General features: G+C 54.9%; 18 protein-coding genes and 1 pseudogene. 4 read left to right on the forward strand and 15 right to left on the reverse strand.

The window, feature by feature from the left end:
- Window positions 1-11: 11 nt before the first annotated feature.
- Window positions 12-482: pseudogene (locus ACP5D4_RS15185) on the forward strand (zinc ribbon domain-containing protein).
- Here ACP5D4_RS15185 and ACP5D4_RS15190 read toward each other — a convergent pair.
- From ACP5D4_RS15190 to ACP5D4_RS15225, 8 genes are all read right to left on the reverse strand, one after another.
- Complete coding sequence (locus ACP5D4_RS15190) at window positions 415-801, reverse strand: hypothetical protein (RefSeq protein ID WP_428012469.1); 387 nt, start codon at window positions 799-801, stop codon at window positions 415-417. The pseudogene ACP5D4_RS15185 and the gene ACP5D4_RS15190 sit on opposite strands and share 68 nt — an antisense overlap.
- 75 nt (window positions 802-876) lie before the next feature.
- Complete coding sequence (locus tag ACP5D4_RS15195; RefSeq protein ID WP_428012470.1) at window positions 877-2,124, reverse strand: competence/damage-inducible protein A; 1,248 nt, start codon at window positions 2,122-2,124, stop codon at window positions 877-879.
- 332 nt (window positions 2,125-2,456) lie between these two features.
- Window positions 2,457-3,389: an NAD(P)H-dependent glycerol-3-phosphate dehydrogenase gene (locus ACP5D4_RS15200; RefSeq protein WP_428012471.1), complete on the reverse strand. Its 933-nt coding sequence runs from the start codon at window positions 3,387-3,389 to the stop codon at window positions 2,457-2,459.
- Between the two features lie 46 nt (window positions 3,390-3,435).
- Window positions 3,436-5,334 (reverse strand): two-component system response regulator, encoded by a 1,899-nt coding sequence (locus ACP5D4_RS15205; RefSeq protein WP_428012472.1) that lies wholly within the window; start codon window positions 5,332-5,334, stop codon window positions 3,436-3,438.
- Between the two features lie 333 nt (window positions 5,335-5,667).
- Window positions 5,668-9,471 carry a diguanylate cyclase domain-containing protein gene (locus tag ACP5D4_RS15210; protein WP_428012473.1) on the reverse strand — a complete coding sequence of 1,268 codons (3,804 nt, stop codon included), beginning with the start codon at window positions 9,469-9,471 and terminating at the stop codon, window positions 5,668-5,670.
- Between the two features lie 462 nt (window positions 9,472-9,933).
- Window positions 9,934-10,908: a LapA family protein gene (locus ACP5D4_RS15215; RefSeq protein WP_428012474.1), complete on the reverse strand. Its 975-nt coding sequence runs from the start codon at window positions 10,906-10,908 to the stop codon at window positions 9,934-9,936.
- Between the two features lie 21 nt (window positions 10,909-10,929).
- Window positions 10,930-11,556 (reverse strand): flavin prenyltransferase UbiX, encoded by a 627-nt coding sequence (locus ACP5D4_RS15220; RefSeq protein ID WP_428012475.1) that lies wholly within the window; start codon window positions 11,554-11,556, stop codon window positions 10,930-10,932.
- A gap of 39 nt (window positions 11,557-11,595) precedes the next feature.
- A complete protein-coding gene (locus tag ACP5D4_RS15225; protein WP_428012476.1) occupies window positions 11,596-13,893 on the reverse strand; it encodes a ribonuclease R family protein in 2,298 nt (765 codons plus the stop codon).
- A 428-nt stretch (window positions 13,894-14,321) separates the two neighbouring features.
- Between ACP5D4_RS15225 and ACP5D4_RS15230 the strand changes: the two genes are divergently transcribed.
- Complete coding sequence (locus ACP5D4_RS15230) at window positions 14,322-14,951, forward strand: hypothetical protein (RefSeq protein ID WP_428012477.1); 630 nt, start codon at window positions 14,322-14,324, stop codon at window positions 14,949-14,951.
- A gap of 26 nt (window positions 14,952-14,977) precedes the next feature.
- Here the strand turns inward: ACP5D4_RS15230 and clpP are convergent, their stop codons facing one another.
- Together clpP and sds are read right to left on the reverse strand one after the other, a co-directional pair.
- Window positions 14,978-15,712: an ATP-dependent Clp endopeptidase proteolytic subunit ClpP gene (gene clpP / locus ACP5D4_RS15235; protein ID WP_428012478.1), complete on the reverse strand. Its 735-nt coding sequence runs from the start codon at window positions 15,710-15,712 to the stop codon at window positions 14,978-14,980.
- 29 nt (window positions 15,713-15,741) lie between these two features.
- Window positions 15,742-16,710 (reverse strand): solanesyl diphosphate synthase, encoded by a 969-nt coding sequence (gene sds, locus ACP5D4_RS15240; RefSeq protein ID WP_428012479.1) that lies wholly within the window; start codon window positions 16,708-16,710, stop codon window positions 15,742-15,744.
- An 806-nt stretch (window positions 16,711-17,516) separates the two neighbouring features.
- Between sds and ACP5D4_RS15245 the strand changes: the two genes are divergently transcribed.
- On the forward strand, window positions 17,517-17,678 hold the full coding sequence (locus ACP5D4_RS15245; RefSeq protein ID WP_428012480.1) for a hypothetical protein: 162 nt from the start codon (window positions 17,517-17,519) through the stop codon (window positions 17,676-17,678).
- A gap of 130 nt (window positions 17,679-17,808) precedes the next feature.
- Here ACP5D4_RS15245 and ACP5D4_RS15250 read toward each other — a convergent pair whose 3' ends face one another.
- From ACP5D4_RS15250 to ACP5D4_RS15270, 5 genes are all read right to left on the reverse strand, one after another.
- On the reverse strand, window positions 17,809-19,014 hold the full coding sequence (locus ACP5D4_RS15250; protein ID WP_428012481.1) for an FtsW/RodA/SpoVE family cell cycle protein: 1,206 nt from the start codon (window positions 19,012-19,014) through the stop codon (window positions 17,809-17,811).
- A 12-nt stretch (window positions 19,015-19,026) separates the two neighbouring features.
- Window positions 19,027-19,458: a hypothetical protein gene (locus ACP5D4_RS15255; RefSeq protein ID WP_428012482.1), complete on the reverse strand. Its 432-nt coding sequence runs from the start codon at window positions 19,456-19,458 to the stop codon at window positions 19,027-19,029.
- 592 nt (window positions 19,459-20,050) lie between these two features.
- Window positions 20,051-20,224 (reverse strand): hypothetical protein, encoded by a 174-nt coding sequence (locus ACP5D4_RS15260; protein WP_428012483.1) that lies wholly within the window; start codon window positions 20,222-20,224, stop codon window positions 20,051-20,053.
- Window positions 20,225-20,485: 261 nt separating this feature from the next.
- Window positions 20,486-21,805, reverse strand: a complete 1,320-nt coding sequence (locus tag ACP5D4_RS15265; RefSeq protein WP_428012484.1) for a recombinase family protein — start codon at window positions 21,803-21,805, stop codon at window positions 20,486-20,488.
- A gap of 36 nt (window positions 21,806-21,841) precedes the next feature.
- Window positions 21,842-22,204, reverse strand: coding sequence for a VOC family protein (locus ACP5D4_RS15270; RefSeq protein ID WP_428012485.1), 363 nt, complete (start codon window positions 22,202-22,204; stop codon window positions 21,842-21,844).
- Window positions 22,205-22,680: 476 nt separating this feature from the next.
- Here ACP5D4_RS15270 and gshB point away from each other — a divergent pair, with 476 nt between their 5' ends.
- Window positions 22,681-23,667: a glutathione synthase gene (gshB, locus tag ACP5D4_RS15275; RefSeq protein WP_428012486.1), complete on the forward strand. Its 987-nt coding sequence runs from the start codon at window positions 22,681-22,683 to the stop codon at window positions 23,665-23,667.
- Window positions 23,668-23,736: the final 69 nt, after the last annotated feature.

Here is a 23,736-nt window from a genome sequence, read left to right on the forward strand (position 1 = left end):
GGGGGATAGGGATGGTGAGAAATCCCAAACTCGCCAAACACATCTGGGATTGTGCGTGGGGAGAGTTCGTCAACCAACTGGACTATAAATGTCAGTGGTACGGACGAACGCTCGTCAAGGTAGATCGATGGTTCCCGAATCCCCCCTAACCCCCCTTATTAAGGGGGGAACTAAAGGGGGGATGTTGCGGACACAAAGCCGATTCGATGGCGTTGGATGTCAGAGAGTGGACTTGTCCGAAATGTGGGACGGTTCACGACCGGGACATCAACGCCGCACAGAATCTTTTGGCGGTGGGACACACCGTTACAGCCTGTGAAGCGAGTGTAAGACTTGAAGGATCTCGATCCGGAGAGCAACTGCGAAAAACCCGTAAGGGAAGGAAGCAGGAACCCAAATCGCGAGGTTTGGGAATCACCGTCCTTCCTTCGGCGGTGAGGATGTCAACACGATACCTTGTTGCTTGCGGCGATCGATCTTAATTTCCATAGGGGGAAGTTGCGCCTCGACTTCCTCCAAAACCGCCGCCATTTCGGGATCTTCGACTTCCACTTCTACCATTTCCGCCAACAGTTCCGGGTGGTCGAAGGGGTTTTCTTCCGCCGGAAGTCGTTTCTGTACGCGATCGCCGAACCAACTCACGCGATCGCGCAACTGCGTTGAGAGTTTTGTGGCGGTGGACTTCACGGGAGGGAACGCCGCCGACAGCATCTCTTTCGTCACTGTCTCGCTGGTGGTTTCGGCCGCTTTCTTCAACATCACCGCCGCGATCGCCGCCAATCCCCATTCGATCGGTTCCATCTGCTCTCTCTCCCAATTACAGCAGTTTACCCCCAGCATAACCGCCGATCTTGGGAAACGGGCGAATTGACGGGATTACCCGCGCAACCGCCGCCGCAGGCGATCGAGGGCGTGACTGACGCTGACGCGACGCACCCAATCTCGCCCCCGCGTATCCCCAAGGCGATACTCGAAACTCTCCACAGTTCCGTCGGGAGACGCCAAACCGATATACACTAACCCCACGGGTTTCTCGGGGGTTCCGCCACCCGGCCCCGCAATGCCCGTAATGCCAATGCCCCAGTCGGTTCGGCATCGATCGCGCACCCCCGACGCCATCTGTTTCGCCACCGTCGCCGACACTGCCCCATAGGTGGCTAAATCCTCGCGACTCACCCCCAGTAACTGCTCTTTAATGCGGTTGTCGTAGGCGATGACGCCGCCCCAAAAATAGGTGGAACTGCCGGGAATTTCCGTTAAGGCTTTGCCCAAACTGCCCCCGGTACAGGATTCGGCGACGGCGAGGGTTTCGCCTCGCGTTTGCAACAACTGCCCCGCCACCGACGCCAGGGTGTCGCTGTCGCCACCGTAATAGTGCAACCCGGCGATTTCTTGAATTTCTTTGGCCACGGGATTGATGAGTTCCTGGGCTTCGGTTTCCGACATCGCCCGCGCCGAAACTCGCAATTTGACTTCGCCATAGTTGGCATAGGGGGCGACGGTGGGATTGACGGAATTCAGCAGGTGCGAGACTTTTTCGGCGAGATCTGATTCGGGAATTCCCCAAAATTTCAACAGGCGACTGTAAAAGAGTTCTTTGCCCCAGCCTTGACGTCTCAGGTAGGGAACGGCGGTTTGGTGCCACATTCGCCGCATTTCTGCGGGAACGCCGGGAAAGGTAAGTATTGTGACGTCGGGGCGCGGTTGCCAGATGATGCCGGGGGCGCTGCCGATGGGGTTGGGCAGGATTTCCGCGCCTCGGGGTAATAGGGCTTGTTTGCGGTTGCTGGGGGACATGGTTCGTCCCCGTTGTGTGAATTTTTGTTGAATGTCGTCGATAATTTCTTGACGTTCTTCAAGTTCTGTGTTAAAGAATTCGGCTATGGTGGCGAGGGTGAGGTCGTCGGGGGTGGGTCCGAGTCCTCCGGTGAAGAGGAGGAGGTTCGATCGATCGATCGCGGTTTGAATCACCTGTTTGAGGCGATCGGGGTTGTCTCCCACCACGCTTTGATAGAAGTGGGGAATCCCCAGACGGGCGAGTTCTTGGGCGATATATTGGGCGTTGGTGTTGAGAATGTCGCCGAGAAGAAGTTCGGTTCCGACGCAGATTAATTCGGCACTCATAGAAGATTTGGGATTGAGAACTTGACGGTTTGATTCACCACCGAGACACAGAGGACACGGAGGTTTTTGTTGTCGTTAAAAAATGCGGTTTTGGATAAAGATTTAGGTTTTTGCAATTTTTTTTAAACCGGGTATAGTTTAAGTCGAGGACATCTAAAAAAACATCGATCGATATCCCCGGTTTCGGGTGCATCTCAAAAATGTAAATTTATCAGATTAGATTCTCTATGCTGAATCGATCTGTTGTTGGGTTTCGCTATCGCTCCACCCAACCTACTGCAAACTCATATTTTTACAAAAGTGAGATGCACCCGTTTAAAACGCTATTTGTCTTATTCCTCGGGCGTTACGACTTCCGGTTTTAAATCCCGTTCCATCAAAGCAGCGACCGCTTCTTCGGGGGAGATTTTACCGTTTAGGAGTCGATAAACCTGGTAAGAAATCGGCACTTCAACTTCTTGTTTGCGTGCCAAATCGATGAGGACGTTGGTGGTATTAACCCCTTCAGCCGTGCTTTGAATTTCTTCGAGAACGGCGTCTAAGGATTTCCCTTGTGCCAAACCGTAGCCAACGCGATAGTTGCGGCTGAGGTTACTGTTACAGGTGGCGAGAAGGTCGCCCAATCCTGACAGTCCCCAAAAGGTTTCGACATCGGCGCCCATTGTCGTCCCGACGCGCACGATTTCGATTAAGGCGCGACTCAAGAGGGCGGATTTGGCGTTAATTCCCAAGTTCAATCCGTCACAAACCCCGGAGGCGATCGCCATGACGTTTTTCAAGGTGCCGCCGAGTTCGGTACCGATAGGGTCGGTGTTGGTATAGACGCGGAAAATATCGGAGGAAAACACCGTTTGAATGGTTGCGGCGGCGTAGAGATCGCGACTGGCGGCGATGGTGGCGGCCGGAAGTCCCGCCTCGATTTCTTTGGATAAATTCGGACCTGAGAGGACGACGACGGGACGGTTGGGAAAGGTTTCTTGCCAAATTTGTGAGGGGGTGCGGGTGGTGGCCGCGTCGAGTCCTTTGGTGGCCGTGACGATAATCGTATGGCTGAGAAGTCCGATGTTACTGACTTTTTCGGCGGTTTCGGCGACCCCTTTCATGGAAATGGCCGATACGAGAACGTCGGCGTTGGCGATCGATTCTTCCAGACTCAGTTCGCCGCGACGCGACCAGAACGTGACGCGGTTATCGCCGTAGTTGGCGAGATGGCCGAGTGCGGTTCCCCAGGCCCCTGTTCCTAAAATAGTGACGTTTTTAGTCATAGTTGCGTTAAAGTGACTTGCGCGATCGCCTCGAACGCTTGTGAGTTTACCACTGCGGATCGCTGGCGATCGTTTCCGTGCAACCCTCGCAATCGAGGGGCTTGGAAAAATAATACCCTTGTCCGAACTCACAACCGAGGTTTCTCAACTGCGCCACGTGAACAGCGGTTTCGACGCCTTCGGCGATGACTTGCATATTTAAGCTGTGGGCGAGGGTGACGATGGCTTGCACGATTTCCCGTTCGTCGCTGTCGTCGTCGATGGGATCGACGAAGGATCGATCGATTTTGAGCATATCCACCGGGAGGCGGTGCAAGTGGGACAAGGAGGAATATCCGGTGCCGAAGTCGTCGATACTCAGTTGAATGCGACGGTTGCGGAGTTCCTCGAGGACGGCTTTCGCCGCTTGGTAGTTACCAACGATGGTACTTTCAGTAATTTCTAATTTCAAAAATTTCCCGTTGAGTCCGGTTTCTTCGAGAATCGAATCGATCTGTCGCAACAGATCGGTTTGGGCGAACTGCTTGACAGAAATATTCACCGCGATCGTCAAATGTCGGGCGTGGGGAAACTGCTGGTGCCACTGGTGCAGTTGCGAACAGGCTTGTTGCAACACCCAAGCCCCGATGGGAACGATGAGTCCGGTTTCTTCGGCGGCGGGAATAAACCGCACGGGGGAGACTAATCCCCGTTCGGGATGCAGCCAGCGCACTAAGGCTTCAAACCCGGCAATTTTCCCGTTGCGTAAGTCGATGATGGGTTGGTAGTGAACGCAAAATTCTTCCCGTTCTAGGGCGCGGCGCAAGTCGGTTTCCAATTGTAAAAAGTTGACCGCTCGCACGTGCATTCCGGTGTCGAAGACGCGATAGCGGCCTTTTCCCAAGTCTTTGGCGCAGTACATGGCGGCGTCGGCGTCTCGTAAGATATGCTCGGAGCGTTCGTATTCGGCGGTTCCCAAGACGATACCGATACTGGCGCCGATGAAGACTTCGTGGCCGTCGACGTGAAAGGGGGAGGTCAGTTGTTCTTGGATGGTTTCGGCGGTGGCGATGGCGTCGTCGAGGCTGTCGATATTGTCGAGGAGGATGGTAAATTCGTCTCCGCCGAGGCGAAAGAGGGTATCGACGGGACGCAAACAGAGTTCGAGGCGATGGGAAATCAGACTCAAGAGGCGATCGCCGGCTAGGTGTCCTAGGGAATCGTTGACGACTTTGAATCGATCGCAGTCGATGAACAAAACGGCAAACTTATAATCGGCAGAGGTTTTGGCCAGTTCCAGGGCTTTATCGAGCTGTTCCATCAACAGCACCCGGTTGGGCAATCCGGTGAGGGAATCGTGCAGGGCCATGTACATCAGTTGTTCTTGGGCCCGCTTGCGTTCGAGGATTTCCCGTTCCAGTTTGCGGTTGGCTGATTCGAGTTCGGCGGTGCGTTGCGCCACTCGCTGTTCGAGTTGTTCGTTAAGCTGTCGGACTTCGGCTTCGGCGACGGTTCGATCGCGGATTTCTTGTTGGAGGCGGGCGTTTCGATCGCGCAGTTGTTGCTGTAGATCTCGAATCGTCAGTTGGTTTTGAACCCGCGCCAACACCTCTTTAAACTGAAACGGCTTAGCAATATAATCAGTACCGCCGACGGTAAACGCCCGGACTTTATCGAGGGCGTCGTCGAGGGCGCTGATAAAAATTACGGGAATGTCGCGAGTCGTGTCGTCTTTTTTGAGGTGGCGACAAACATCGTAGCCGTTCATCCCCGGCATCATAATATCGAGTAAAATCAAATCCGGCTTGCCGTAGCGAGCGCCTTCTAACCCCGTGGTCCCGTCCACTGCCACGCAAACATCGTACCCCGCCCGCGTCAGGATGGTATTGAGCAGTTCCAGATTGGCTGGTGTATCGTCAACGATCAGGATGTTGCCTTTCGACACCTGGGGAGAAGGACTACTCATTGCGTCGTGGGGAATAGTGGACGATACGGGGGAATTTTCGCCGTTGGGCATAGGAAAACAAAAAATTTGGCGTTGCGACCGTCGCTTGCGCCGCGCTTGCTGGGGACGATGCCACCAGCCTCTCGTGCTTCAAACGACCCGACTTCATCGCACTTCGATGGTAATACGCACTCCCTAAAACGTTCGACTCAAGACGCCGCGATTGAAAACTCGAGATGTCGCAGTGGGTCAATCTGTTGGGTAGGCGGTTGGTCAACCTCTACCAGACATGATAATCAATAATATAGAGTGCGCTGACAGGTAACGGTAAGGCCGGACGGAAAAGGGCAACCGTTAGCCGATCGCTTCACCTCCTTGGCGCTTCGACCCCAAATCGTAACACGCCTGTAAAACTACGCGATCGCCGCCTTCGGATTTAGCACGATTCAAGGCGGTTTGTGCGGCTTCGAGAAGGACTTTTGGCTGGGATGTCCCGTTGCCTACTCCCGTGGCAACGCCCAGACTCAGGGTGACGTAACTCGAAGAGACCGTGCAATCGAGAGAGGGGGCTGAATGAGGCAGCGCCAGGGTGCGAAGGCTCCCCCGCAAGTCTTCAGCCACAGCGATGGCTTGTTGGCTGTCGAAATAGGGCAACAAGACGGCAAAGGTGAGGTCGTCGTATCGGGCGATGGCGCTCCCGCTGAGGCTCAAGCGGCTGCGCCACAGGTCGGCAATGGCGCTCAAGCAGCGATCGCAGGCTCGATCTCCGTATAGCTGTCGGTAATATCGCCAGCGATCGATCTGTCCCATCACCACCGATAGGCTCGATCGCGTGGCTTGGAGGCGTTGCCATTCCCGAGCCAGCCGCAACTCGAAACTCTGTCGATCGGCGAGTTGCGAGATCGGGTCGAGATTGAAGGAAACGGGTTTGAATCCCTTCTCGTCGGCCAGGGCCACCGACAGCACCTCGGTCATCTGTTGCAACCATTTGCGATCGTCCTTCGTCCAGGGTCTCGGTTCGAAACATTGATGGGCGATCGCGCCGCCCCAGACTCGCTCGCGAGACCGAATCGAGGCGACGAGACTGGCTCGCACACCGTAACTCGATAACAGAGCGGCTTCGTCGGCTTTAACGCGACTTGCGCTGACGCTATCCAAGGACAGCGTCTCCACGAATGGGTCGAGGGTTGGGGCGGCTAAGGGAAAGTCCCAAACGGCGATCGTGGCATCTCGGCTAGACTGGGACAACACCAGGGGATTCTCGTCGCCATCGTAACGATAGACCAGCGCCAGATCGACGTTCAAACCGCGACGGATACTTACCGCCGCCAGTTCGGCCAGTTGTTCTAGGCTTTTCCCGCTGGCGGCCTCTTGCGAGAGTCGAGCCAGTTGGCGAAACTGTCGGAGTTTGCGGTTGAGGAGCTGGCTAGTGCGATCGAGTTGTTGGAGTTTTTCGTTTAACTGCTCGTTTTCCGCTTCGAGTTCTCGCACTCGTTGGCGTAAGTTTCCCGAAACGGGTTCGCGGCTCTTGGGGCTGTCGAGATCGGCGGGAAGGTGGCGACGGCGCACGGGGACTTTTTCAATGCCCCGAAAGACCGGCCAGTGATGGAACAGTTGGGGGACTTTATCAGCCGTCACCGGCCGACTGAACAGATACCCCTGAACGAGATCGCAGTGGATGGATTTGAGAAATTCGAGCTGTTCGGTGGTTTCGACCCCTTCGGCCAGGACGATGAGGTTCAATCCCTGTCCCAGGGCGACAATGGTTTTGGCGATGGCGGCGTCGCTGGGATCGCGGGTCAGATCTCGCACGAAGGAGCGATCGATTTTCAGGGTATCGAGGGGAAACTGTTTGATGAAACTCAAGCAGGAATATCCGGTTCCGAAATCGTCCATGGCGATTTGAATGCCCATCTGTCGGAGTTTCTGCAATACTCCCACGGTTAAGTCGAGGTTTTTGACGGCGGTGGTTTCGGTAATTTCGATTTCTAAATAGCTGGCGTTCATCTCGGTTTCGTCGAGGATGGCGACGATGCTGCGGACGAGATCCGGTTGCTGAAACTGCCGGGCCGAGAGGTTGACGGCCATTTTGATGGGGGGAAAGCCTGCTTCTACCCAAGCGCGATGCTGTTGGCAGGCGGTTCGCAGCACCCATTCGCCGAGGGCGCAAATATCCCCGGTTTCTTCGGCGATGGGGATAAACTGTCCCGGCGAGACCAATCCTAGGCGATCGTGTTGCCAGCGCACGAGGGCTTCGACTCCGACGATGGAACCGCTACCCAGGTCGATTTGGGGTTGGTATTGTAAGAAAAATTCGTGGCGAGAGATGGCTTTTCGCAACTCGATTTCTAAACCGAGCAGGTCGGCGTTGGCCTCCCCCATGTCGGAGGAGTAAATTTGATAATTGTTTTTGCCCTGTTTTTTGGCCCAGGCCATGGCCGCATCGGCGTTTTGCAGGAGCGAGGGGGCGTCTTGTCCGTCGTTGGGCGCGATCGCGATGCCCAAACTGGCCGTCACGTACAGTTCTCGACCGTTCAGGTCGAAGGGAGCGCGGAGGGTCTCGAGGACTCTTTGGGCGACTTGGGCGATTCCCTGGTGACAACTGGTCGGTCCGAAAATAAAGATCAGTTCGTCGCCCCCCCAACGACCGAGAAAGTCGTCTTCTTGCAAGCTGTTGAGGAGTCGCTTGCTAATTTCTTTGAGCAGGCGATCGCCGACGCTGTGGCCGAAGCTGTCGTTGATGGCTTTGAAGCGATCGATATCGAGGAAGCCTACGGCGATCGCCCGGTCTCGGTGTTGGGCTTCGAGGAGCGCCAGGGAGAGGCGTTCGTCGAAGAGAAAGCGGTTGGGGAGGTGGGTGAGCGGGTCGTGGGAGACTTGATAGTGCAACATGGCACTGAGACGCTGTTGGACGACGGCCACGTAGAGATGAATGGCGATCGTCCGGGCGAGTTTGAGATCCTCGTTGTCCCAAACGGGGACTTGGGCTTTTTTGAATTCTCGCCACGCCTCGAAGGAGGCTCGAGGGCGATCGACCGTCGCCTCGGGATTGGATTGTCCCGCCCACCAAATTTCGGTGTCTTCGCCTCGACGAAAAAGACTCAGATAACCGACGCACTGGCTTTGATACTGTAGGGGAACGACGAGAACCGAACGAATAGGAGTCTCGGCGAAGGCGTCGTTCAACAGGGACAGTTCGGTTTGGGTCGTCCAGTTTTCGGCGTTGAAAATGCGGGGCGCGAGGTTGAAGTCCTCGGAGGTAGGCGGGTTGAGGTTGAGGAAGATTTCACGCCAGCGAGGATCGGTTTCTAGGGCGCTGCAAGCCGCCTCGTCGCCGTAGCGGTAAAGTTGCCCGCTGCTGTCTGTGGGATTGGCACAGAGGTACAATCGCCCCCCGCAACTGTTGAGGGCGTCGATGGCTACGGCCAGTATTTTTTGTTGGCATTCCGAGCCGCCTCGGTCTTGGTTGAGAAGGGTGGCAATTCGTTCGAGAGCGGACTCTTGACGAATTTGCTGTTCTGTGGTAAAGCGCAGTTCGGATTGGGCGACAGCAATGGCAATGCGATCGACGACGAGTTGAACGGTTTGGAGTTCGAGTCGCGAAAACTCCCGGGGTTGGCGGTGGTGGACGTTCAGGAGACCCCATAACTGATTTCGGTAGAGGAGGGGAACGGTTAGGGTGGCTGCGACGCCCATCGCTTTGAGATATTCGACGTGACAGGGATCGATCGCCCGCTCTTCGTCTTCTGGGTTCGAGGGGGTATCGTTGCGGTTCTCGAAAGGTCCTCGAAACAGGGTTTTACGCCCGCTCCCCAGGTCCGCGACGAGGCTTTGGCGAATTTGGGTCAGTTGTACCCGCGTGGCGGGGGGAATGTCTTCGGGGGGAAAGTGCAACCCCAGAAGTGCCGGAAGACCTTCGGGGGCGGTGGACTCGGCCACCACCACACCGCTGCCGTCGGCGTCGAAACGATAGAGATTGACTCGATCGACCTTGAGAAACTCTTGTATTTCTTCGACACAGGTTTTGAAAATTTGGGGGAGTAACTGTTCGCGATGAGATGCGACAGTCGAGTTTCGCTCTGCTCGAGCGAACGATTGTCGAATACACTGTGTAATTCGGTACAGTAAATGACCGGGATCGGTAACGAGGTCTGACATACAGTTTGGCTCGGTGTCTGACTTCGAGCCACCCACTCGCATCTAAAGTAAGTTGAAGCCCTAGTTTTAGTTTGGCAGATTTATCGGGGTTCGCGATCGAATTTTGAGTCTATTTTCATATATCGTTATACTTGAGCGAGGGGATGGCTTCGGGAGCGATCGATGGCGATCGCACGGGCTATGGCAAAAAATGGGGTTGAAAGAAACTGGTGTTTTAAAGCTGCAATTTTTAATTTTTACTGCCTCAAGCATCTTAAATATTAAAAGTATATAAACTTCGCAAAACCCAGAAATGATAGACTAAAAAAGCTCGAGTTCTAGCTCTAAATTGCAGAAAAGTGCCATAACAGCCGCTTAAAATCCTGAAGGAACTTTCTTCAGAGGAGACGGAATTTTCCTGCGCAGAAAACCCGATCTTGTCGGAACCACCGCGAAGCAAGAGATGTCTCGACTCGCCACTTTTTACCAGTCGAGATCGTCGTCTCGGTTGGGTTGCGTCCAGTCGTCAAGGGGCGCGTCTTGCTTCTGGCGGCGATCGCGCTCCCGAGGTATCCTCGGCGTCTCGTCGAGGTCGGCTTCAACCCCTTCGTCGTTCCACTCTGCCTCGTCTTCCCAGTCGGCCGCCACCGACTCCTCCTCTAACCCCTCGTCTTCTCGATCGGGAGAGGAGACGAACGGCCCTTCAGCAAAGGCTTCGAGCGTCTCCCGGTCTTGGGACACTGGCTCTTCAGAAAGAATCTCCGCTCGACTGGCATCGTCCGCATCAGAAACCACCTCTCTCGGCGGCGGAACTTCCTGCTTTTCGTAACTGTAGGAATACAAAGTGCCTTCGCGATAGGACTCAACGGGGCGTTGTTGGACTTCGTAAGTGCGATCGCCGAAGTCCTGCGGCGAACCCGTCTCTTCCTCGGCGTACTCCTGGTACTCCCGATACTGACCCGGGTACTCTTGCGCTTCCCAGTTTTCATCGTCCCACACTTCTGCTTCGGGTTCGTATTCCGGCTCGAAGTCCTGGGGATCTTCTGGCAAGCGAGCGAACGCCGGACGATGGGACGCAGCCGACATCGGCTCGTAAGCCACCGTCTCAGTCCCCGCCTCCATCTCTTCGGTCTCGTCCGGTTCCAAATCGACCCAATTGCGAGAGGCTTGCGGTGCAACGGAACGGTTTTTCCCCTTCTCGGAGAAAACATCCGACGGGGGAACGTCCGAAGAGCCACCTTTCCACCCTCGAGACGGCCGAAACAGCCACGCCAACAGCATCGCCGTCAACACCCCCGCCAACGCCGCCAACACCACCCACACCCCCAGCGGTAAAGCCATCGATCGCAGCCCAAACCAGCGCAACACCACGACAGGCGTACTGTTCTGCACGACAAATACTGTCGCCAGGGCGATCGCCACCAACCCAAACAGAGATAATTTCGACTTTCGCTTCATGGGGTGGTTTCCCGAAAACTGCTAGGCGTCTTCTTTCCAGCGTTTGAGAGGAACGCAATCGATCTCGAGCTGGTCTAACGCCCGAGCCACCACGAAATCCACCAAATCTTCGATGGTGCGAGGCTGGTGATACCAGGCGGGAATCGCTGGGACGATACGAACTCCCGCTTCCGCCAAGGTGGTGAGGTTCCGCAGGTGAATCAAACTCAAAGGCGTTTCTCGCGGTACGATTACCAGTTTACGGCCTTCTTTCATTTGCACGTCAGCCGCCCGTTCCAACAAATCGGAACTGACGCCGCTGGCTAGTTTGGCCACGGTACTCATGCTACAGGGAATCACGAGGGTTCCCAGGGTCCGAAAGGAGCCGCTGGCGATGTTCGCCCCCACGTCTCCTGCGGGGTGACAGCGCAGAAACCCCCCCGTTTCGACGCCCGCCTTGTCCCGCCAAAACTGGGCCTGTTTCTCGGGGTCGGCCGGCATTTTGACCCCCTCTTCCGCCTGCCAAACCATATAAGCGGCTTTCGAGGCCACCAGTTCGACGCGATACTCAGCCTGCAAGAGATATTTGAGGGTTCGCACGGCGTAAATTAACCCCGACGCCCCGGAAACGCCGACGACGAGGGGTCGGGGATGTTTGAACTCGTTCATGGTTTATCTGTCAGCGTTTCTTCGCGTCCAGCCAGGTCGTTACTCTTCTTCGCCGAAGTAATCGTCGTCCGTCAGGGGCGCTTCGCTACCGCCGCCGACGGGGGCTAAGTCGATTTGCTGGCGGTAGTAATCGACGCTTTTCACCTGTACGTCTACGCGATCGCCGAGGCGATACTGTTTGCGGTTTTTGCGTCCGACGAGGGTTTGTTGGCGCGATCGATATTCGTACCAGTCGTCTTTGAGGGAGGAGACGTGAACCAACCCTTCTAAACGAGCCGGAGCCGCGCCGTTTTCGCCGGATTCGATTTCCACGAAGAAGCCGTAAGACTGCACGCCGGTAATCAATCCTCGGAAGATTTCTCCGGTTCGCTCTTTCATCGCTCCGGCTTTTTGCAAGCCGTTGAGGTCGGTTTCCGCTTCGAGAGCCAGCCGTTCCCGTTCGCCGAGGGCGATGGCCAATCCCGCTAGACGTTCTTCAAATTCGTGATGCAAGTCCGGCGGTAAGACGTTCCAGTTAATTTTTCCGTGACAGGAGGAATGGCGCAGGTTGACTCGCTCTTTCGATCGCGTGGTGCGGCGATCGCGGCCTTTCTCGAACACGGCGTGTAACACCCGCTGTACGAACAGGTCGAGATAGCGGTGTAAGGGAGCGTTAATGTGGGTGTACCCCTCTTCGAGGGCTAAACCGAAGTGCATTCCCGGTTGGGTGCTGTAGTAACTCGGACGCACGATCGCTTCGAGGAGATAGTTGAGAATTTTGGCGTCTTCGCACTCGGCGAACTGTTCGGAAAACTGTTTGAAGTCGCTGGGATAGACTTCTTCTTCGTCTTCGAGCCATAGTTCCACTCCCATGTTCCCCGCCAGTTTGATGGCGTCTTGTACGTCGGCTAAGTCGGGGACGGGGGCGATCTCGTACAAGGCCGGAACGCCCAAAGCGTTGAGATGTTCGGCCACCAGTTGGTTGGCCAACATCACGAATTCGTACAGGCAGTCACGGCCGCGAGATTCGGGGGCGAACACGGGGACGCCGAGGGGGGTTTCGTCGTCGAAGTGGTTGTGGGTTTCGGGTAGGGTGAGATCGAAAGACCCGCGCTGATACCGCTGTTCCCGCAGGAGTTGGCTGACGCTGGCGAACTCTTCGAGGGCGTTGAGGAGGTCTGTGGGAGCGTCGGGGGTGCTGTTGTTTTCGGCTTCGCCTTCGAGGCGATCGAACACTTGACGGGCTAGGTCGTTATCGACGAGGCGATCGAGTCGCACGACGCTCGGTTGAATTTCGTATTCGACGATTTCGCCGTTTTCGTCCAGGGTCACCAATACCGACACCGCCAATCGATCGGCGTCGGGGGCAAAGCCCACGCTTTGGGTGAAGCCTTCGGGAAACAGGGGCAACACCATATCTCCTAGGTAAATGCTGGTGGCGCGTTTGAGACTTTCGCGATCGAGGGGAGAGTCGGGTGCCACGAAACGCGCGGCGTCGGCCAGGTGAATCCCCAGTTGCCAGGTGCCTTTTTTGTTGCGGGTGAGGGTGTAGGCGCGATCGACGGCTTCGTTTTCGCTGTTGCTGCTGGCAAAGGCCAGGGTGTTGAGATGCCGCAAATCGACGCGATCGCCGATTTCTTTTTCGCTGATGGGTTGCAGTACCGCTTCAAGGGCGTCGAGAACTTTTTGGGGAAACTTGCGCGGTAGGTCGTGTTTGCAACAGACGATATCGATGTCGTTGGCGGCTTCGGCGTCGCTACCGAGAACTTGCACCACCCGCCCCAAGGGTGCTTTCGACCCCAAAGGATAGCGTTGGACTTCGACGTGAACTAGGTAATCGACGGCATCTTTGAGGCGTTCGTCCTCTTCGAGGTCGATCTCGAACAGCAATCGATCGTCGAGGGGAACGGCACGATATCCCCCTTCGGGAACTTGTTTGACTCTGGCTAAGACGGAGGGATTAGCCCGTTCGAGAATCAAACGCACTTCTCCTTCGGGAGAGCGGCGGCGACTGCCTTCTTTGATGACTTTCACTAACACGCGATCGCCGTTCCAAGCGGTACTGAGATAGGATTCGCGAATGTAGATGTCTTCGGCGCCTTCGGCGTCTTGGATGGCGAAGCAAAATCCTTTACTCGAACACCGCAGTTTGGCTTCGACGAGTTCTTCTCGATCGTCCCGTCGATAGCGTCCGCGATCTTTCATAATAATTCCCGACCGTTCGAGGGCATCGAGGACGATGTGCAGTTTTTGAAGGTCGGGAGTGGCTTCGCAGTCTAGTTTTTTTTCGAGGACTTTGGGCGCGACTGATTTATCGTCTGGAAAGTTGGACAGGAGTGTTGCGATCGAAAAGTTCATGCAATTCTGTGATCCTTATATATCTCGATCTGTATTGGCTAGTAACGCAGCTCGAACCTACAAAGACGGCTCCGAGCGCGATCGACGAGACTTCGAGACTGGAATGCCGTCGATCGAGTCGAAGCCTCGAGGCCGCCCAAGAACCGCCAAGGAAGTTATAACTGTCGCTCGATCCGCACGGCAAAAGCGCAAGTATCGAATGGAGATCGGCGCGTGATGGGTGCAGTTCCGAACTCGATGGAGCGTTTTTGTCACGAACCGGCCGACACGAGCGAAGCTGAGGCGACTTCTGCCTATTTTACACCATAGTTTGCACGGTTTTTGGCAGGAGAGCCGTGAAGAGTCAAGAGTCAAGCGCGAACCAACTTTTCTTCTTCTCTCTCTTCCACAGGGACAGGACTCGATCGCTACAATTAAACTTAGGACTTATGCAGAAGGCCGATTTCTTGATGGAATTCCTTCAGGGCGAAGGAGAAACCGGGTTTCTTGAGAAGCGATTCGCGAGTCGATCGACATTTTGGGCTATGTTGCAATTATTTCGCCAACGCTATCCTTCGGGAAGTTTGTGTGCCGACCTGGTGACGATACATGAGGGCAACTATATCGTTCGAGCCACGGTTGAAGTCGAAGGGGTCTGTTTGGCGTCGGGAATGGCCGCTGCGACTTCTGTTGAAGCGGCTGAAGATCGCGCCAGGGAACGGGTTCTGCTGATGTTGGATTTAGCGGAGACGATCGAACCTTCGCCGACGCCAACGCCGTCTGCAACTTCTCCAACGCCCACGGAAGGGGTATCTTCTGCGACTACGACATCCTCGGCGTCGGTTTGGCCTCCCGTCTCTGCTGTGGCTAGTGAAGAGAACGAGTCTTCCGAACCGACGGACGACTCGGATTTGATGGTTCAAACGACCTTGGAATTGCGGCGTTTGGGATGGGATGCGGAACGGGGTCGGTTGTACCTGGAGCAAACTTACGGGAAGCGATCGCGACAGCAACTCACGCGATCAGAACTCTCCTCGTTTTTGCAGTATCTCCAGGCACAACCGACTTCGACGCCTTAAAAGTTAACGCCCAGTCTTAACTGACCTTAAGCGTCTACAGCCGTCGGACGAGACGCGGAAGGACTGCGGGTGATGACACGATCGATCAATCCGTATTCTTTGGACTCTTCAGCAGACATGAAGAAATCCCGCTCGGTGTCTTCTTGAATTTTCTCGAGAGGTTGGCCGGTATGTTCGGCCAGGTAGTGATTCAGGCGATCTTTAATATAAAGGATCTCTTTGGCCTGAATTTCGATGTCTGCGGCTTGTCCTTGGGCGCCGCCGAGGGGTTGGTGAATCATAATCCGCGAGTGGGGCAAGCTCATGCGTTTGCCTTTGGCTCCCGCACTCAGCAGGAACGCCCCCATACTGGCGGCTAATCCCAGACAGATGGTGCAAACGTCGGGGCGCACGTGGTTCATGGTGTCGAAAATGCCCATTCCGGCTGAAACCGCACCCCCTGGGGAATTCACGTAAAGGTAAATGTCCTGTTCGGGGTCTTCGGCTTCGAGGAACAGCAGTTGAGCGACGATGCGGTTCGCCAGTTCGGGGGTCACTTGTTCGCCGAGGAACACGATGCGTTCCCGCAGCAGTCGCGAGTAAATGTCAAAGTAACGTTCGCCGCGTCCGGACTGTTCGATAACTGTAGGAATCATAAGTTGGTTCGATGCTGTGTTTGCTGAAGTCGCTCGTTTCAGTTTAATATTTCTTTCCCCAAGAGGAGAGCGAGGGACAGTCCGTCGGGGGCAGGTCGAGCGGTGAAAGAAGCGCAACGACCCCATCACCTGCTCGTCTCCTCATCTTCTTATTTCTAATACAGGCGGCGGAGAATGTAGTCGGCTAAGTCGCTTAAGGCTTGGCGGGATTCGGAAGCGGGAAGGCATTCGAGATGTTCGATCGCCTTACGGGTATGTTCGGCGGCTAAGGCCCGCGATCGATCGATACCGTTGCTTTCTTGAATCATCGCCAGGGCGCGATCGAGATCGTCGGGTTCGGCGAACTCTCGAGCGATGAGGGTTTCGAGCAGCGGTTGTTCTTCGAGGGCGTAGAGAACCGGGGCGGTGAGGTTGCCGCTTCGCAAGTCGGAGGCGGCGGGTTTGCCCAGGGTTTCGGTGGTTCCGGTGAAATCGAGGATGTCGTCTACGATTTGGAACGCCAATCCTAAATCGCGACCGTAATGATACAGGTGGTTGGCCATTTCTGGGCTGACACCGCTGAGAACCCCGGCGGCTTTGCTGCTGTTAGCAATGAGCGAGGCGGTTTTGTAATAGCTTTTCTCGAGGTACGCTTCGAGGGACAAATCGGCATCGAAACGACTTAGCCCCTGCTGGATTTCCCCTTCTGCTAAATCGACGATGACTTGGGAGAGCAGTTTGACGACTTCCAAGTTGTTCAGGTTCGCCAGATACCAGGAGGATTTGGCAAACAAAAAGTCCCCGGCGAGAACGGCGACTCGATTTCCAAAGCTGCTGTGAACGGTGGGGATGCCCCGTCGCAGTTCCGATTCGTCGAGTACGTCGTCGTGGACGAGACTGGCGGTGTGGATCATTTCGGTGATTTCGGCCAGTCTTCGGTGTCGGGCGGTGATGTCTCCGGGCATCGTCGCTCGCGAGACAAGCAGCACGATCGCCGGCCTCAGTTGCTTGCCCCCAGCTTGGAACAGGTGGTCTGCTGCGGCGAAAAGGATGGGGTGACGCGCCCCGACAAGCTCTCGCAAGTTTTGGTTGAGGACGCGCAGGTCGTCTTCAACTGGGGAAAAGAGTGCAGTTACTGAGGTCATGGGGATCGGCTGACTCAGGGGCTAAGTTACGAAAGTTTACATATCTGGTTCTATTCTAAGCCAAGCCTCTCGAGTAGGGAAGTTTTCTTTAAGGGACTCGACCTAGGCGCTTTGGGTTCCGCTGTCAACGCCGGAACGCCGAATCCACCCGCCTCCGACCCTCGCTCTCTATCGACAAGCGCTCTCGGAATCGGGGTTACCAGCTTTCGATCGCATTTCTTAAAGATTTATTAAGTCCCACCCCCGGATCTCCCGAAAAACTCGGAACTTTATGTTACATTAAGAGTAAGGATTGTTGTAACCCCAAATACCCCTACAACGCGAGTGCAGTTGTGAGGAGCGCGTTGGAAAACCTGCTCGTTCTCGCCCTGTCGAAGCTCGGCTTGTGTTAGTAGAGACAGACGATCGAAGGGACATCCTCCTGAAGGTCGGTCGTGCGAAGGTTTTCGCAACCCCCTCAACCGAATATCAAAGCCGGGTTGCTCAGGTTGCTCGGTGAGTCTTGCAATTTGTCGCGAACACTTTGTAAGGCGAGGTTCGGTCGTATCTCTCGCGGCTGAAGTTCGGTTTCGGGCTTTGACAACGGTGGTTTGGAACTTGCAGGCTGAGGCGATCGCGCTCAGTATCCTGCGAGTTTGTGCTGTGTTCCGCTTTCGCGTTCTCTCTCTTTTGTGTCCCGCTTCTCACTTCTCACACTGCTATGACCTTCGACGATCTCTCTCTAACGATTCTCGTTCTCGCCACGGGCTACCTGTTCTTCATCCATCTCCTGCTGCGCCTCGTGCGCCGGAAGGCTGAAGAATCGAGTGGTTCGTGAATTCGCGTTCGGGCGTCGCCTCTGGCCAGTCCCGTCTCGAGACCTCAAAGCGGTCAGCTTTGGGCGAGGGGCGATCGCAGTCGAAAATCCCCAGGTGTCACTCTGGGAATTTTGGGCTGAGGTCATCGTCTCGGGCGGCGTCCGACAGTGACTGAACGATCGAAGCGAGGTGTTCGGTCAATTTTCGTCCGCCAACATCTCATTATATCACTGATAGGACATTCTGTTCGGTAGCCAAGCTGTTTGTCGCATTTCTTAACGTTAGCGCAGCCGCTTCACCATCATCGTTTCAAGGGCGATCGAATCGATTTCGATCGCTTTTGTCGTTTTTGCCGTTGCTGAGACAGAGACACCACCGAAGCGGCATTGCCTTCCCGAGCCACGCACACCAATAACCCAGCGGACGCTAAACTGGCAATAGTAGAACTCCCGCCGTAACTAAACAGCGGCAGCGGTAAACCCGTCGTGGGCAGTACCCCCGTCGCCACGCCGATGTTAATCAACGACTGCCCCACCAACGCCACCATCACGCCGACAGCCACTAGCTGATAAACAATGTTCGGCGCTTTCAACGCAACCCTCAACGCTAGGGTTCCGTAAATCAAGAGAAACACCAATAACAAGAAACTACCGAGAAAGCCGAATTCCTCTGCATACACCGAAAAGATAAAGTCACTGTATTGAATCGGCAAATAGGACAGCTTTTGCTGGGACATCCCGAAACCGCTACCCCAAAATCCCCCGGAACCGATGGCAATCAGGCTTTGTACCAGTTGATAACCGTCTCGATCGGGCATCGCCCAAGGATTGAGAAAAGACATGACTCGGCGTCGCTGGTATTCCTTAACGCTGAGGCTGAGAACCGCCAACATCACCCCCGCGAAGGCAGTTCCTCCCAACAGGCGATAGGGCAATCCGGCCGCCATAGCCATCAACCAGAGCATCATGCCACACATGGCGGTCGTACTCAGGTTCGGCTGTAACAAAATACTAGCCAGAACCAAGGTCATAACCCCCAACCAAGTGAGGCGTTCTTTCAAGCTGAGGCGGTTCCAGCGTCCGAAAACGATCGATCCTTGAAGAATGAGAAAGGGTTTGATCAGTTCCGAGGGTTGGATGGGAACGATACCGATCGCAATCCAGCGAGTGGCGCCGTTGACGGTGGTTCCCAAGCCGGGAACGAGAATGACGAGGAGCAATCCTAATAAGGCTAACAGTCCCCAACGGGCGATCGACAACCAGAAACGCAGGGGGGTATGGACGATGATGTTAAACCCGACGAGTCCCACCATCGCCCAGAGAATTTGACGTTTGAAGTAATAGGTTCCGTCGCCGAGTTCGGCGTAGGCACTGGGATAGGAGGCGGAAAACAGGACGAGTAACCCCACGAGGAGCCAGAAGAAGGTCAGCCAGCGCAACAGGCGGGCTTCCCAACTCCATTCGGAAACGGAGGGATCGTAGAGGGGAACGAGATAGCGAAGGTTCACGCAGACTCGAGACTAAGCAGCACTCTCTAGCATATCTTTTCCTTTATGGGGAAAGTTGGCTTCGAAGAGGGCGGTCAATCCCGGTTGTTGGAGTAGGGCTTGCCAACGCTGGGCGAAGGTCCAAAACAGGCGTCGCAAGCGATCGAGCAATTTGCTCAATTGGGCGACTCCCCCTCGTCGATCGATGGTATCGCTGTAGCCGAATTCAAACGCCGCACCGGATGGCGTGGCGAGGGGGGCGAAGGCGAAGCCGGGGAAGGCGAGGGGCGTCGAGGAACCGCCATCGAGATGGATTCTCGAGGGTTTGGTAAACTTTAAAGACGGGGACTGTCCTGAAGAGAGCGTCGAGAACAGCAGCGACGGTGGCAAAACGGCGAACAAAGCCACCAACAAGCAAATTGAAAACGTAACGATGCACCGCGAGAGGGACAAGCGATCGGTCACGAACGTACCTCCATAAAACGACAAAACGACAAACAGCAGCTTTCACTCGGCTACTCGACGTTTCGACAGCACGCACGACAACGCCTCGCCATGCAACTTTGGCGATCGAGGTTGTATTGAAACCTTTCCCCGATCGCGCCAGTTCCACGCGAGCCGTCTCGAGTGACGTTTTCTACGCATACCGACTCGACGCCTCTACTGCTCGATCGTGCTTCTTCGTCGCGCGATCGATTTCGACACAGCAAAGCCGGTCAAGTCGGGAGACTCTTTTCAGATTCAGCTTTCAGCCGATATTTCTCAACCGAGGTTCTCAACCGATAAAGCGGAGGGTTGAGTTCGGTTTCGATGGATGACTTTCAGATCGTCTTGAAGATCGTAAGACTGCGTCTGTAAACGCCGTACCCGAATGACTTACCTCTAGTTTGTAGTATAACAAAGATTTATAGGTTTGTGGGGGTGCGACGAGGGGAATTTGAAAAAAGTTCCCTCGCCTATGTGACATTCCATGAAAAGTCTCCCGATCTCAGGAATTGAGTGACGACGAGTTCGGGAGGAGAAGCGCAGCTTCATTGTGATTCAAATGGGATTTAAATCAGCCTATCGGGTCGGAAAACACCGTATTTTCGGAGTTCTTGACGGCGACCGTTTCAGGTTTGAGACGACGCAACAATCGATCGCGATCGAGCGTCACGAGACGGGGCAGTAACAAACAAACTGCTGCGTTGAACAGCGTCAACAGTAAAAATCCCCACCAACTGGCAAACATAGCCGCTTTCCTCCGTGCTTCTACTGAAAATAGCTGAGAATAATACTCAATTATGACCGATACCTCTACTAATCACCAGGGGGGAAACGGTCGGAATTTCTTTTGGGTCTAATAGCTTTTTTTTATGTTAAAAAATATGAAGGGTTTTGGAGATGAAAATTCGATCGAAATTGAAAGGATTATACCTTAAAAATCTCCCTTCAAACATCACCGTCAATTGTGACGGTCGGTCACAGAGATCGTTCGTACCGAAAACGGCCGTCAAACCTCTTCATTGTGAGACATAGGCTGAAACAGAAATTGTAACCGCACCTGCCAATCGTCACCGTCGCGATGGATTTCCACTTGTCGGACGAACTCGCGAAAATAAAACCGCCGTTCCGACTCAGTTAAGTCGAGCCAGAACTGCGGAATCGAGACGGTTTTTGCGGTTTCTCGGAGGTTGACGGGGGGAAGTTGCGACAGTTGCTCTTGTAAATGGGCGATTTCGGATTTGAGGGTGTAAGACCTCAGTTGCAGGGTTTCGCGATCGAGAATTCCTTCATCGAACAACGGCGGTAAAGCGTCGAGGATTTGTTGGCGTTTGACGATATCCCGTTCCAAGGCGGCTTTCGCGCCATCGAGGTCGGGTAAAGGAAGGTCGTCGGCAACATCTGTTAAATTCTGACAGACGGTTTCGATGGTTTGCTGCAAGACGGCATCGTAATGCAGACTTTTGCATTTCGGGTTGCGATGGCAGTGCGTCGGTCGTAAATAGAGATATTCTCCCGGTTTGCGGCGTCGGGTGACGCAGGCGACGGTCATCGAAGAGCCGCATTCGCCGCATACCACCAATCCCACTAGGGCGCGAGGGGCGCTGGCGGTGCGCGGGGGAAGGCGTCGGTTGCGGCGCAAGAGGCGATCGATCTGGGCGGCTTCTTCGCGGGAGATAATGGGGGCGTGGGTGTTGGAGACGGTGGTACCGTTGTTGTAGGTGAGATCGCCGCGATAGACGGGATTGGTGAGCCAGCGGCGTCCGGTGGTGACGGAGATGCGCTTTCCGTAGCGTTGGGCGATGTAGCGCACGGCCCCTCGGAGGGAACCGTAGATGAGGAATCGATCGAAAAACTCTTTAACCACGGGGGCGGTACTGCGATCGATGGTATAGCGATCTTTGCCGCGACGGTAGCCGTAGGGGGGTTTTCCGGGGGGCGGAAGGGCTTTGACGCGGTTTCGGGCGTGGCCTTGGCGAATGCGTTGGCTGCGTTGCTGTTTTTGTAGGTTTTGCAGCAGTTCTAAGACGGCGGCGCGATTGCGTCTGTCGGTGGTTTCGAGGGGTACGTCAGTGGCGACGACGCGCACGCCGAGTTCGCCGAATCGATCGAGTCGATGAAAGACTTGTTCGACGGTTTCGCCGAATTCTTCCAAGCGACGCACGAGAACGTAAGCGATCGTGTCGCGGGAACAGTCTTCGAGAAGCTGTTGGAGTTGCTGGCGTTTGCCGAAATCGCTATAGATGCGATCGATTTCCCAACCCCAGGTTTCCGGAGGCGGCGGTACTTCGTAAAGAGGATCGCTGTAGCTGTAAACGACGATTTTCATGGGTTTACCTAAACCTCAACCGCGTTTCCACCGCGTTCAAACGGCACTGAGTTCGACAATGTTACCGTCAGGATCTCGGGTAAAGAGGGCTTCTCGTCCCGAGGCGCTTCTTTGGACAGGATAGCCTGCAATTCTAAGTTTTTGTTCGACGGCGGGTAAATCGCTGACGCCAAAGGCAACGTGGCGGTTGCGTCCCCATTTTTCGGCGTTTTCGAGGTTTTCTTCAAAGCCGTCGGCGACGATGAGGTGAAGTTGGGCGTCTCCGATGCTGTACCAAGTTCCTGGGAACGTCATCGGTCGATCGATCTTCAGCAAACCCAGCACTTCAGTATAGAAGCGTTCGGCAGGTTCGAGGTTAGAGACGAGAATTGCGGTGTGGAGGTATTGCGTTACCGACATAAATGGCCTCGTTCGTCGAAATTGCGATCGATTTTCATTATATTCAGGATTTTTGGAAGAGGTGTCAGATCTGGCGGTGGGAGAGAACCGGGAGGGGGCGCGATCGCGGTCGTTTGGCAGTTGTCTGATTCCCTTCTCACTCAATTTTTTTCGTCAAATTTCCCTGCAACTTCAACCCAGATCGCTGGGAAATTCGAGCGTTCAATTGACGCAAATTTCGAGATCGATCGAGACCTCGAGACCGAATTTCAACGGCAAAAACGAATCCTAACCGAGCTGTCCGTATTTTTGGGGAGAAAACCTCGCAGTCTATTGGCGATTCTCAGTGTTTCTATCAGGGGAAGCCCGAGACGGGCGATCGAGTCCCATGACGAAGCGAGGGACGTTTGACGCTTTAATAGGAAAGACGCGAGAAATTCGATCGCGTCACAACACCTACCCGATAAGACTCAACACAGGCTCAGAGAACGGTTGCCGTGAAATTTGCATTTATCATCGACCCCATTCAAAACCTCGACCCCGGACACGATACCACCGTCGCGTTTATGGAAGCGGTGCAAACCCTGGGACACGAGGTCTGGATTACCCAAGCCGAGAAACTCGGCGTCGTCGAGGGAAAAGCCTATGGTTGGCTGTCTCCGGCGAGGTTTAAACCCGTAGAGTTAGAGGGCGATCGCTGGGTGGCGATCGAGTTGTGGTACGACGTCGGCGAAGCCAGTTGGCAACCGCTGGAAAACATGGACGCGGTGTTAATGCGAACCGATCCCCCCGTGGACGTTCCGTATTTATATACAACCTACATTCTGGATTACGTCGATCCCACGAAAACCCTGGTGTTAAACGATCCGAAAGGGTTGCGGGCAGCCAACGAAAAGATGTATGCGTTGCAGTTTAAAGACGCCATTCCCGAAACTCTCGTCACACGAGACAAAGCCGTTGCCCGAGGCTTCGTCAACCAGCGGGGTAAAGCTATCCTCAAACCTTTGGGGGGGAAAGCTGGGGAAGGTATTTTCATGTTGTCGGCGGGCGATCGCAACCTCAACTCGCTGATGGAAGTGAGTACGAATTACGGTCGCATTCCGATTATGGTGCAACAGTTTCTTCCCGAAGCCAAAGACGGCGACAAACGGATTATTCTCCTCGACGGGGAACCCATCGGGGCAGTGAACCGGATTCCCACCGGGGAGGAATTTCGCGGCAACATGGCCGTTGGCGGACGGGTGGCGAAAGCCGAAATCAGCGATCGAGAACGGGAAATTTGCCGTCAACTCGCCCCGACGTTGAAGCGAGACGGCTTGTACTTCGTGGGTATCGACGTCATCGGCGGCTATCTCACTGAAGTTAACGTGACCAGTCCCACGGGAATTCGGGAGATCGATCGCCTCGACAACGTGCGATTGGGCGAAACCGTGATGCAGTGGGTTATCGATCGCCTCACGACCTTACCAAAAAATTGGGTCTAAAGCCTCGCCCCTTCTAGGGCGACTTTCCAAAAAGTCGCAACTCTGCTAAAACGTGAGAATGTTAGTCCG

This window comes from Baaleninema sp., from assembly GCF_049974805.1.
GTDB lineage: Bacteria > Cyanobacteriota > Cyanobacteriia > Cyanobacteriales > Geitlerinemataceae > Baaleninema.

Excerpts from the sequence above, each read along its gene's own strand:
- ACP5D4_RS15190 (WP_428012469.1), bottom strand. The coding sequence starts at position 801 with ATGGAACCGATCGAATGGGGATTGGCGGCGATCGCGGCGGTGATGTTG.
- ACP5D4_RS15195 (WP_428012470.1), bottom strand. The coding sequence starts at position 2,124 with ATGAGTGCCGAATTAATCTGCGTCGGAACCGAACTTCTTCTCGGCGAC.
- ACP5D4_RS15200 (WP_428012471.1), bottom strand. The coding sequence starts at position 3,389 with ATGACTAAAAACGTCACTATTTTAGGAACAGGGGCCTGGGGAACCGCA.
- ACP5D4_RS15205 (WP_428012472.1), bottom strand. The coding sequence starts at position 5,334 with ATGAGTAGTCCTTCTCCCCAGGTGTCGAAAGGCAACATCCTGATCGTT.
- ACP5D4_RS15210 (WP_428012473.1), bottom strand. The coding sequence starts at position 9,471 with ATGTCAGACCTCGTTACCGATCCCGGTCATTTACTGTACCGAATTACA.
- ACP5D4_RS15215 (WP_428012474.1), bottom strand. The coding sequence starts at position 10,908 with ATGAAGCGAAAGTCGAAATTATCTCTGTTTGGGTTGGTGGCGATCGCC.
- ACP5D4_RS15220 (WP_428012475.1), bottom strand. The coding sequence starts at position 11,556 with ATGAACGAGTTCAAACATCCCCGACCCCTCGTCGTCGGCGTTTCCGGG.
- ACP5D4_RS15225 (WP_428012476.1), bottom strand. The coding sequence starts at position 13,893 with ATGAACTTTTCGATCGCAACACTCCTGTCCAACTTTCCAGACGATAAA.
- ACP5D4_RS15230 (WP_428012477.1), top strand. The coding sequence starts at position 14,322 with ATGCAGAAGGCCGATTTCTTGATGGAATTCCTTCAGGGCGAAGGAGAA.
- clpP (WP_428012478.1), bottom strand. The coding sequence starts at position 15,712 with ATGGGGTCGTTGCGCTTCTTTCACCGCTCGACCTGCCCCCGACGGACT.
- sds (WP_428012479.1), bottom strand. The coding sequence starts at position 16,710 with ATGACCTCAGTAACTGCACTCTTTTCCCCAGTTGAAGACGACCTGCGC.
- ACP5D4_RS15260 (WP_428012483.1), bottom strand. The coding sequence starts at position 20,224 with ATGTTTGCCAGTTGGTGGGGATTTTTACTGTTGACGCTGTTCAACGCA.
- ACP5D4_RS15265 (WP_428012484.1), bottom strand. The coding sequence starts at position 21,805 with ATGAAAATCGTCGTTTACAGCTACAGCGATCCTCTTTACGAAGTACCG.
- ACP5D4_RS15270 (WP_428012485.1), bottom strand. The coding sequence starts at position 22,204 with ATGTCGGTAACGCAATACCTCCACACCGCAATTCTCGTCTCTAACCTC.